This is a genomic window from Streptomyces sp. NPDC046881, assembly GCF_040645015.1.
In the GTDB taxonomy this organism is placed as follows: Bacteria; Actinomycetota; Actinomycetes; order Streptomycetales; family Streptomycetaceae; genus Streptomyces.
Genome location: NZ_JBEYXJ010000052.1, coordinates 27,466 through 38,241 on the forward strand (window position 1 = coordinate 27,466; position 10,776 = coordinate 38,241).

General features: G+C 75.2%; 6 protein-coding genes. 2 read left to right on the top strand and 4 right to left on the bottom strand.

The features are described from left to right. Window positions 1–15: 15 nt before the first annotated feature. A complete protein-coding gene (locus ABZ923_RS23790; RefSeq protein WP_361475132.1) occupies window positions 16–2,223 on the top strand; it encodes an amino acid adenylation domain-containing protein in 2,208 nt (735 codons plus the stop codon). Here the strand turns inward: ABZ923_RS23790 and ABZ923_RS23795 are convergent. From ABZ923_RS23795 to ABZ923_RS23810, 4 genes are all read right to left on the bottom strand, one after another. Next, window positions 2,201–3,679 carry a condensation domain-containing protein gene (locus ABZ923_RS23795; RefSeq protein WP_361475134.1) on the bottom strand — a complete coding sequence of 493 codons (1,479 nt, stop codon included), beginning with the start codon at window positions 3,677–3,679 and terminating at the stop codon, window positions 2,201–2,203. The genes ABZ923_RS23790 and ABZ923_RS23795 overlap by 23 nt on opposite strands. 66 nt (window positions 3,680–3,745) lie before the next feature. After that, window positions 3,746–4,822 carry a guanitoxin biosynthesis L-enduracididine beta-hydroxylase GntD gene (gene gntD, locus ABZ923_RS23800; RefSeq protein WP_361475136.1) on the bottom strand — a complete coding sequence of 359 codons (1,077 nt, stop codon included), beginning with the start codon at window positions 4,820–4,822 and terminating at the stop codon, window positions 3,746–3,748. Between the two features lie 52 nt (window positions 4,823–4,874). Beyond that, window positions 4,875–5,765, bottom strand: a complete 891-nt coding sequence (locus ABZ923_RS23805) for a GNAT family N-acetyltransferase (RefSeq protein WP_361475138.1) — start codon at window positions 5,763–5,765, stop codon at window positions 4,875–4,877. Window positions 5,766–5,857: 92 nt separating this feature from the next. Beyond that, window positions 5,858–9,169, bottom strand: coding sequence for an amino acid adenylation domain-containing protein (locus tag ABZ923_RS23810; protein ID WP_361475140.1), 3,312 nt, complete (start codon window positions 9,167–9,169; stop codon window positions 5,858–5,860). Window positions 9,170–9,346: 177 nt separating this feature from the next. On the opposite strand from ABZ923_RS23810, the gene ABZ923_RS23815 reads away from it, so the two are divergent. Continuing rightward, window positions 9,347–10,774, top strand: a complete 1,428-nt coding sequence (locus tag ABZ923_RS23815; protein ID WP_361475142.1) for an MFS transporter — start codon at window positions 9,347–9,349, stop codon at window positions 10,772–10,774. Window positions 10,775–10,776 lie beyond the last annotated feature (2 nt).

Here is a 10,776-nt window from a genome sequence, read left to right on the forward strand (position 1 = left end):
CGACCAGGGGCCCGCATGCCAGATCGCCACTTCGCCGCGCCGCCGCCCGCCCTCCCGGCCGTCACCGCCCGGAAGCCGGAACAGCCGCCCCCGTGGGGCCGGGCGTCCCGGGTGACGGGCCCGGGCGTGTGGGACGGTCTGACCGGGGCCGCCCGGCGGTACGGCGTGACGGCCGGCCAGGCGGTCGTGGCCGCCTTCGGCGAAGTGGTCCGCACCTGGAGCACCACGGAGCGCTTCGCCTTCACCCACGTCCGCGTGGGCGAAGGCGGCGTCGCACAGCGGGAGAGGGACGGCGACGGGCGTCCCTTCGCCGAGCTGGCCGGGCGGCCGAGCACCGGCGCTCCCGGGGACGCGGACTCCGCCGGGCCCGGCGACCGGTCGTCCCCCGTGGTCCTCGCCACCGCGCTGCACCGGCCACGACCGGGGGAGTCGGGTGCGCCGGCCGTGACGCCGCCCCCGTGGCCGGAGAGCCTGCTGCACGTGGAGGTCACCCGCGACGAACGCGGTGCCGTGGCGGCGGTGTGGCAGTGGCCCGCGGACCGCTGCCCCGCCGGCATGGCCGAGGCGATGGCGGACGCCTTCCGGCTGCTGCTGGAGCGGCTGAGCGCGAACGGCCCGGAATGGACGTCGGACAACCTGCGGCTCGTACCCGAGGAACAACTCGCCGTGCGGGCACGCGTCAACGCCACCCGGACCCCGCTGCCGGAGGGTCTGCTGCACACCCCCGTCGTCGAGCAGGCCCGGCTGCGCCCGGACGCCCCCGCCGTGATCACCACGGGCCGTACGCTCGGCTACGGCGAGCTGAACAGCCGGATGAACCAGGTGGGGCGGCGCCTGCGCGAACTGGGCGCCCGGCCCGGCCGCCTCGTGGCCGTGGTGCTGGACAAGGGCTGGGAGCAGATCGTCGCCCTGCACGGCGTCCTCGCCTCCGGTGCCGCCTACGTACCGATCGACCCGGCCGTGCCCGCCGAACGGCTTCGCCGGCTGCTCGACCGGGCACAGGCCGGGCTGGTGCTGACCGACAGCCGGACCGACGCGCGGGTCACCTGGCCGGACGGCGTCCGGCGGCTCCGCGTCGACACCGACGTCGACACGGTCGACGACGGCCCGCTGGAGCCGGTGCAGCGGCAGACCGACCTCGCCTACGTCATCTTCACCTCCGGTTCCACGGGCACGCCCAAGGGCGTCATGGTCGACCACCGCGGCGCGCTCAACGCCCTGCACGACGTCAACCGGCGCGTCGGCATGGGCCCCGACGACCGGTGCCTGGCCCTGTCGGGCATCTGGTTCGACCTGTCGGTGTACGACACCTTCGGCGTGACCGCCGCGGGCGGGGCGGTCGTGGTACCGGATCCCTCGCCCTACCCCGATCCGGGGCACTGGGCGAAGCTGGCGGACGCGGCGGGTGTGACGTTCGTGCTGGCCGTGTCCGCGCTGCTGGAGATGCTGGCCGCACACCTGGAGAGCAGCGGCGAGCGGGAGCGGATCGGACGGCTGCGCACGGTCGTCCAGGCCGGAGACGTCCTGCCCGTCACGCTGCCCGGCCGGCTGCGCGCCCTGAACCCGCGGATACGGGTGTTCAACGGCGGCGGGCCCGCCGAGAGTTGCGTGCTGTCGGTGATCCACGCCGTCGGCCGGGTGGACCCCGCCGCCACGAGCGTCCCGCTCGGCCGGCCCATGGCCAACCAGCGCTACCACGTCCTGGACGAACGGCTCCGGCCGTGCCCCGTCTGGGTCCCCGGGGAGATCCACATCGCCTCGGAGGTGGGCCTCGCCCAGGGGTACTGGCGGGACGAGGCACGCACCGCCGCGCACTTCCGCCCGGTACCCGGCCTCGGCGAACGCGTCTACGCCTCCGGGGACATGGCCCGCTACCTGCCCGACGGGACCCTGGAGATCCTGGGGCGCAAGGACTTCCAGGTGAAGATCCAGGGGGTCCGCATCGAACTCGGCGAGATCGAGACGGCGTTGGCCGAACACCCCGCGGTGGCCTCGGCCGTGGTCGTGGCCGACCGCTCGGTGCCCGACCTCCCGCTGCTGCGGGCCTTCGTCGTGGCGGCGGGTCAGGGCCCGGCGGCGGAGCCCGACGAACTGCGCGCCTTCCTCGCCCGCACGCTCCCCTCGTCACTCGTCCCCGCCGACGTCACGTTCCTGGAGCGGCTGCCGCTGAACGCCAACGGCAAGGTCGACCGGCTCGCCCTCACCGGCCCTCCGGTCGGGTGAGGCGGCCGTCCGGGTCGCGGACCAGGGACGACAGCAGGGCCGTGTAGCGGTCGAGGATGCCCTCGGCGGTCGCGCGGTCGAACAGGTCCGCGTCGTAGACGAGGGTGAGGCGGGCCGTGTCCCCCTGGTCGACGGCCTGCACCGTGAGGTCCCGCTTGGCCCGTGCGGCGCGGTGGGCCGCCGGCGCGGACAGGGGTGTCAGGCGCAGTCCGGCGAACTCCACGGGTCGTCCCGCGCCCTCCCGTTCGAAGACCACCATCGTCTGCAGGAGCGGGTGCCGGTTCTCCGCCCGCCCCTGCGTGACCGCCTCCACCACCTCGGTGAAGGGCACCTCCCGGTCGTCGTACGCCTCCAGGCACCGGGCGCGGACCTGGCGGAGCAGGGTGCGGAAGGCGGGCGTGCCGGACAGGTCGCAGCGTACGGCGACGGTGTTGAAGAAGCAGCCGAGCACGTCCTCCAGGTCCGGATGGCCGCGGCCGGCCGTCGGCATCGAGACGGTGATGTCGTCCTGCCCGGAGGCGTCGCGCAGGAGGATCTGGAACACGGCCAGCAGGACCATCACCTCGGTGGCCTGCTCCTGGCGGGCGAGTTCGCGCAGCAGCCGCCACAGGTCCGGGCCGACGGTCGCACCCACGGCGCCGCCCCGGCCGGTCGGCCGCGGCGGCCTGGGCCGGTCGGCCGGCAGCCGGATCTCGGCGGGCATGCCGGTCAGCCGGCGCACGGCGCGGTGCAGGTCCGCCGCGACCGTGCCGGCGCCCTGCCCGGACCGCTGCCACACCGCGAAGTCCGCGTACTGCAGCCGGGGCGGGGCGGCGGCCGGCAGGCCGTGCAGGCGTCGCTCGTAGGCCTCGACGAACCGGGCGAGGAGCAGCCCGGTGGACTGCTCGTCGGTCAGGATGTGGTGCAGGACCAGGCTCAGCACGTGCACGTCGTCCGCCGTCCGCAGCAGGACGGCCCGGAACAGCGGCCCCTTGGCCAGGTCGTACGGCCGTGCGGCCTCCTCGGCGAGGCGGGCGGCGACCGCGGCCTCGGTGTCCCCGGCGCCCCTGAGGTCGCTGAACTCCACCTCCGCACCGGGGTCGTCGTGGACGAGCTGGTACGGCACCCCGTCCGTCTCGCCGAACGTGGTCCGCAGGATCTCGTGCCGCGACACGACGTCCCGGAACGCGGCCCGCAGCACCTCGGGACGCAGGTCGCCGTCGAGCCGTACCTTCAGCGGGACCAGGTACGCGGCGCCGCTGGGATCGGACCGGTGCCGGTGCCACATGTGTTCCTGCGACCAGGACAGCGGCAGCGGTCCCGCGCCCGGGGCACGCGGCGGGATGCGGGGGGTGGTCCGCCGGGCGCCCGCCCGCTCCCGCTCGGCGAGCCGGCGCTCCAACTGGGCCCGCTGAGCGGGCGAAAGATCCGCCAGCCGCTGGGCGAGCGCCGTCCGCCGGGGCGTGTCCGCTGTCATCGCGACCTCCGAAGTCCGCTCACACGCTGCTGTCCTGGGGGGATACGCGGCCGGATGACCGTGGGGTCAGCCGATCGTCCGGGACGCGGCCGAGGCCCGCCCGGGGCGGGTCCTGCGCAGGTCCCGCACGACGTTGACGCGCTTGAGCCAGCGGTCCGTACCGTTGTAGCGCGGGTGGAACGGCCGCCGCCCGTGGACGGCGTTGCGGTTGTCGACGAACGCGATGTCCCCGGGCGCGAGCGGGAGGTCGCGCAGGTTCGCGTCCAGGTTCGCGATCAGCCAGGCGAGGGCGCGGGCCGCCTCCTCGTCGCCGGGCGCCACGGAGGTGAAGTCCCGGTCGACACGCACCACGGACGCCTCCGGGGGGCCGCTGATCAGGGCGACCGGCGGCGGAGTACGCCGGGCCCGCGTCACATCGGCGAGCGCGTCGGACACATCGGCGGGGTCCGCGCCCTGCCCGGGAACGTCGACGTGCGCGTTGTCCGGGACCACGTGGAACCGCCGCTGGCGCAGCACCTCGACGATCCCCTCGGGCGCCGTACCCAGATCGGGCACGGCCAGTGTCGTCGGGGTCAGCTCGGCGTTGCGCAGGCAGAGCAGCCCGACCCAGTCGGCCCGGTACGGGGAGAAGGCGTCCTCCGTGTGCCAGCTCAGCTCGCTGTGGCTGCTGGCACTGATCAGGCTGTGCTCCATCCCCTCGGTCGGCACGACATCGCCGACCATCCGCCCGTCCTGCTGGGTCCGCCAGGCGATCGTCTCCCCCAGCAGGGCGCTGAAGAGCATGAGCAGGAACGCGTACGGCCGGCTGGACGGGGTGTCCGCCGCCTGCCAGCCGGCCGGGGTCGGCCCCAGCGCCTCGGCGTCCACCTGGTTGCCGGCGATCACCGTGGCCGCCCGGTCGCTGTCCCGGCCGGCGGCGTGCAGGGCGTACCGGGCCCGCCGGGGCAGGGCGTGGGCCAGGACGCCCATCTCGGCGAGGAAACGCGGATCGTCGACCCGGCCGTACTCCTGCACGCACTGGTGCGCCAGGTCGAGGGCCTGTTTGGCCTCGGTGTCGGTGAGGACGCACCGGTGGACGAAACCGTCGTCGGCCGGGTCGGCCACCGCGGGCCCGGGGGGAGGACTGGCATGGGGGATCGGCATCAGAGGTCTCCACAGAAGGGTGGGGCCGGCCGGGTGCGGGTGCGGCGGCCGTTCAGCTGTCGGCGGGAGCGGCGAGCACGGTCCGGGAGGCGAAGTTGCGGTAGCCGGCGCGGTCGAACGCGGCCGCCATGGGACGGTTCACCAGATCGGTGTCCGCCGTGATCCGGCGGGCGCCCGCGTCCAGCAGGATGCGGGTGGTCTGCGCCAGCAGCTCGTCCACGTACCCGCGGCCGCGCAGGGAGGGGACCACACCGAGGTAACCGACCACGAAACTCTGGTCGTTGCGGGACGGGACGAGCAGACCGGCGAGTGTTCCGTCCGGGGTGTGGGCCAGCCGCCACCAGCTTCGGTCGCCGGGCATGTCCCGGTAGCCCGCCAGGTCGTCCCGGGCCGCCTTCGCGATGCCGTGCCGGGTGACCGCGCGCCGGGTCGTGGTGTCGAGGCTCTGCTCGGCCACCTCCTGGAAGGCGGCGAGGAACACCTCGTCGTCGGGTTCCGGGCGGAACACCAGCCGCTCGGGGGCCGCGGGCGGCTCGTCGTCGGCCGTCCACTCGTAGCGCAGCCTGCGCAGGACGTCCGTCAGGCCGGCCGCGGCGGCGGCCCCGATGCGCCAGTCGAGCGCGGCCGCCGTCCGTGCCGGGGGCCCGTCGGTGCGGGAGAAGAGGTGGAACTCGGGCAGACGGGGCATGCCATGGGCGCGGAACCGCTGGTGTGCCGAGGTGATCAGATGGGTGGCGAGCGCCTGGCGGTCCCCGACCGACTCGTGCACGTACAGGCAGTCCAGCGCCAGGGGGTGGGTGCCGTCCGGCAGCCCCCACCACACCGCGCGGGCCAGGAGCTTCCCGCCGTCCTCCGCGATCCAGGTCCACTCCGGCCGGTAGTGGCCGCTCTTCAGCCCGTCTTCGAGCTGGTCGGGGCCGACCCAGTCGATCGGTTCGCTCACGGTGCAGTCGAGAGCACGTGCCGCTTCGCTCGCGGAAAGGGCGCGTACCAGCATGCTTTTCTCCAGGATGGTGCTAGTCGGGGCAGTGCGGGTCACTCGTCGGTCAGTTCGGCCAGAAGGGAGTCGAGTTCCGACGCGTCCAGGGCGGCGGCCTGCAGGGTGAGGATCTGCTCCGCCAGCTCGGCGACGGTCGGCGCCTCGAAGAACCCACGCAGCGAGACGTCCACCGCGAACTCCGTCCGCATCCGTGTCACGAGCTGCGTGGCCAGCAGGGAGTGGCCGCCGAGGGCGAAGAAGTCGTCGTGCACGCCGATGTCGTCCCGGTCGAGCAGCTCGGCGCAGACGGCGGCGATCCGCGCCTCCATCGGGGTGCGCGGGGGCTCGGCCGGGGAGGCCGGGGCGTCGTGGCGCGGTGCGGGCAGCGCGGCCCGGTCCACCTTGCCGTTGGCGGTCAGGGGCAGCTCGTCGAGGACGACGACGGCGGAGGGCACCATGTAGGCGGGCAGCCGGTCCCGGACGAAGGCGCGAAGCTCCGCCGGGTCGGCCGGAGCACCGCCGGCGTGCGCGGCCCGCGCGGCGTAGCCCACGAGCCGCTTGTCGCCCGGCCGGTCCTCGCGGACCACGGCCACGGCGGCGGACACCGCCGGGTGGTCGGCCAACGCGGCCTCCACCTCGCCGAGTTCGATCCGGAAGCCGCGCAGTTTCACCTGGTTGTCGACGCGGCCGACGAAGTCGAGGCTGCCGTCGGGCCGGTGGCGGGCGAGATCACCGGTGCGGTACATGCGCGCTCCCGCAGTCGCGCTGAACGGGTCGGGGACGAAGCGGGCGGCGGTGCGCGCCGGGTCGTGCAGATAGCCGCGGGCGAGCCCCGCCCCGCCGAGGTACAGCTCGCCGGGCACCCCCGCCGGCACGGGCCGCAGATGGCGGTCGAGGAGGTAGACGCGGGTGTTGTCCAGGGGTCTGCCGATCGGCAGACCGGAGCCGCCCCCGGTGTCCCCGGGGTCCCGGCCCGCCACGAGGTGCACGGTGGACGTGCAGGTCACCTCGGTCAGGCCGTAGACGTGGAGCAGCGGGACCCCGAGGTCGCGCCAGGCCGCCAGCCGGTCCGCGAGCACCCGCTCGCCGCCCATCGCGACCAGCCGCAGCGAGGGCGGCAGGCTCCGGCGGCTCGCGGCGAGGTCGTCCACCCAGGTGTGCCAGTAGGCCGTGGTCAGTTCCAGGCAGGTGATGCGGTGGGTCTCCACGAACCGGGTGAGGTCCGTCCCGGAGGCGAGGAGGGGCCGGCCGGGCATCACCACGGTCGCTCCCGCGACCAGCGCCGGGAACACCTCTTCCAGCAGGACGTCGAAGCCGATCGAGGCCAGTTGCAGGAAGCGGTCGTCGCCGGTCAGTCGTAAACCTTCGACCATGGCGCGAGTGTAGTTGGCCAGTGCGCCGTGCGTGACGGCGACTCCTTTGGGGATCCCGGTGCTGCCGGACGTGTAGAACACACAGGCCAGGCCCTGCGGGTCGGCCGGGGGAAGGGTCCGGGGCGGGGCGGGCCGGCCGTCCGGCCACGCGCCCAGGATCCGCAGGGACGTTCCGGCCACCACGCCGTCGAGCGCCCGGGCCGAGGGAGCGTCGGCGAGGACCAGCCGGGCCCGGGCGTGGGCGAGGACACCGCGCATCCGGGCCGGCGGATACCCCGGGTCCAGGGGCAGGAACGCACCGCCCGCCTTGAGCACGGCCAGCATGGCCACCACCAGCTCCGCGGTGGGCTCGGTGACCAGGGCCACGACGGACTCCGGACCGACCCCCTCCGCGGCGAGACGCAGGGCGAGCTCCCCGGCCTGTGCGTCGAGGGCGGCGTAGTCGAGGCGGCGGGTGCCGTCCTCGACGGCGACGAGCGCGGGCGTGCGCCGGGCTCGTTCGGCGATCTGCTCGTGCACGCTGCTGGCGGGCAGCGCCCGGTCGGTGTCGTTCCACTCCCTCAGCACGCGCCGGCGCTCGGCGGCGTCCAGCAGGTCCACGCCGGACAGCGGCCGCAGCGGATCCGCGCTCACCTGCTCCAGCACCCGGCGGTAGCACCGGGCGAAGCCGGCCACGGTCGACTCGTCGAACAGGTTCGCGTCGAACTCGAAGCGCGCCGACAGCCGGTCGCCGTCCTGGGTCAGGGTGCACACCAGATCGGTGAGCGGGGCCACACCCCGGTCGGTGACCAGCGGGGCGATCCGCAGGCCGCCCAGGTCGAGCGTGGGCACGGGCGCGTCCTGGAAGGTGAACATGGCCTGGAAGACCGGGGTGCGGGTCAGGTCCCGCTCGCCCGACACCGCCTCCACCACGCGTTCGAACGGCACGTCCTGATGGCCGAGCGCGCCCAGCAGCCCGGTCCGCACGGCACCGAGCAGCTCGGCGAAGGAGGGATCACCCGACAGGTCGGCGCGGAGGGCGAGTGTGTTGACGAAGCAGCCCACCAGCTCTTCCAGCTCGATCCGCGAGCGGCCGGCGACGGGCGTGCCGACGACCACGTCGTCCTGGCCGGCCAGCTTGCCCAGCGTGAGCTGGAAGGCGGCGAGGGCGACGGTGAACAGGGTGACGTCGCGCTCCGCCGCCAGCTTGCGCAGGGCGGTGGTGAGCGGGGCGTCCAGCTCGGTGGTGAACCGCCCGTACCGCGGCGGCCCGCCGGCGCCGCGCGGACGGTCCGTCGGCAGGTCGAGCGTCGTCAGGTCCGCCAGCCGCGCACGCCAGAAGTCCAGTTGCCCGTCGAACGCGCCCGCGTCCCACTGGGCGTGCTGCCAGGCGGCGTAGTCGGCGTACCGCAGCGGCGGGGCGGGCGGTTCCGCCGGGTCCGGGGCGGGAGCGGCGTAGTACATGGCCAGCTCGCCCAGCAGCAGGTCGACGGACCAGCCGTCGACGGCGATGTGGTGCATCGTCGCCACCAGGGCGTGGTCCTCGTCGCCGAGCCGGACCAGCAGCCAGCGCGCCGGGACGTCCCGCGCCAGGTCGAAGACCCGCTCCGACTCGGTGTCCACCAGATCGCGCAGCGCCTGTTCCCGTGCCCCGTCGCCGGGCAGCTCCGACAGGTCCACCAGGTGCAGGTCCGCCCGCGTCAGCTCGCGCACGCGGGGGACCGGCCGGTCCCCGGACAGGGGGTACACGGTGCGCAGCACGTCATGGCGCACCATCACCCGGGTGACGGCCCGCCGCAGCGCCTCGTGGTCGAGGGGGCCGGACAGCCGGACGGACACGGGGACGTTGTAGACGGGCCGGTCCGGCGCCAGGTGCTCGGCGAACCACATGCGCTGCTGGGCGAAGGACAGCACCGGCGCCGTCCCGTCGCCCACGGGCACGATCGGCGGCAGCGGGCGGGGCGGGGAGGTCCCGTCCCCCGTGCCGGGAACGCGGGGCTCCGGCCGGTACGTCATGACGCGTGTCCGCCCGCCGCGGCGGCCGGCCGCTCCGCCCCCGCCGCACGCCACCACACCGGGGCCTCCGGGCGCCCCGGCACCGGCCGCGGTGGTCCCGGGGGTCCCGAGGGCCCCATGGCTCCCGTCGGTGCCGGGAGGCCTCCGTGCACGCCGCACGCCACAGTCCGCAAGGTCATGGACCGACTCTGGCAGGGCGTCACCGGCCCGCCAATCGGGAGTTCTCCTGACTGGCCCGGCCCGCACCCGGGCCGGAAGCTGCTCGGTGACCGGTCGGACGAGGGAGGGCTGCGGCGCGTGCGGCACACCCGGCTCCAGGCGTGGCAAGCCCGGTTCCACGGGCGCGCCCGCCCCGGCGAACGCGACTTCCGGCGGCTGTGGGCCGGCGACGCCGTCTCCCAACTCGGTTCCCAGATCACCCTGTTCGCACTGCCCTACACGGCCGTGTCCGTGCTGCACGCCCCGGGGGACCAACTCGGCCTCCTCCAGGCCCTGTACACGCTCCCGTTCCTGCTGGTGCCGCTGCCCGCCGGGCTGTGGCTGGACCACCGGCCGCTGCGCGGGGTACTGATCACCGTCAACGTCGTCTGCGCCCTGCTGGTGCTGTCCGTGCCGCTGGCCGCCGCGGCCGGCACCCTCGGCCTCGCCCAGCTCCACCTGGTCGCGGCCCTCGGCGGCGCGGCCACCGTGACCTCGGAGATCGCGATGTTCGCGCTGCTCCCCAGGCTCGTCGCCGCCGAACGACTGGCCTCGGCCAACAGCAGGCTCAACGCCGGTCTCGCGGTCGCCGTCACCTCGGGGCCCGGCATCGCGGTCTGGCTCACCACCCGGTTCGGCGCACCGAACGCCCTGCTGGCCGACTGCCTGACCTACCTGTTCTGTGCCGTCGCGCTCGGCCGGATCACCCACCGCCAGCGGTCCCGCCCGATACAGCGGCCCGGCGGCCGGCTGCGCCGGGAACTCATCGCCGGGCTGCGCGTCGTCCTCGGCTATCCGCCGCTGCGCCGCATCGCCGTCCACGCCGCGCTGTTCCACGCCTGCGCCCAGGCGGTCAACGTCGCCCTCGTCGTCCACCTGGTCCGCGACCAGCGCCTGGGCGGCCTCTATGGCCTGGTGCTGGTCTGCGGCGGGCTCGGCGGGACGGCCGGCACGCTCCTCGCCCCGCTGCTGATCCGGCGGCTCGGCCACGGCCGGGCGGCGCTGGCCGCGGCCGCGGTCGCGGCGCCGGCCTTCTGGCTCGTGCCGGCGGCGGCCGGCAGCCGCGCCACCGTGGTGGCGCTGTGCTCGGCGGGTCTGTTCGCCGGTTCGGCGGGCGCCGGGGCGCTGAGCGTGGTGAGTACGACCGTCCGGCACCTGGCCAGCCCGCCCGCGCTGCACGCCCGGGTGAGCGCCGCCTTCCGGCTGGTCACGTTCGCCCTGGTCCCCCTCGGCGCGCTGACGGGCGGCCTGCTGGTGGACGGCGTCGGCGCCCGCGCCACCCTGTGGGCGGTCCCGGCCGTGATGGTGGCCGCCCTGCTGCCCCTGCTGACCGTTCCCGTGCGGACCCTGCACCACGTCGAGCGCCAGGACCACCGCGCCGAACCCGGCCTCGTGGCACCGGGGTAAGG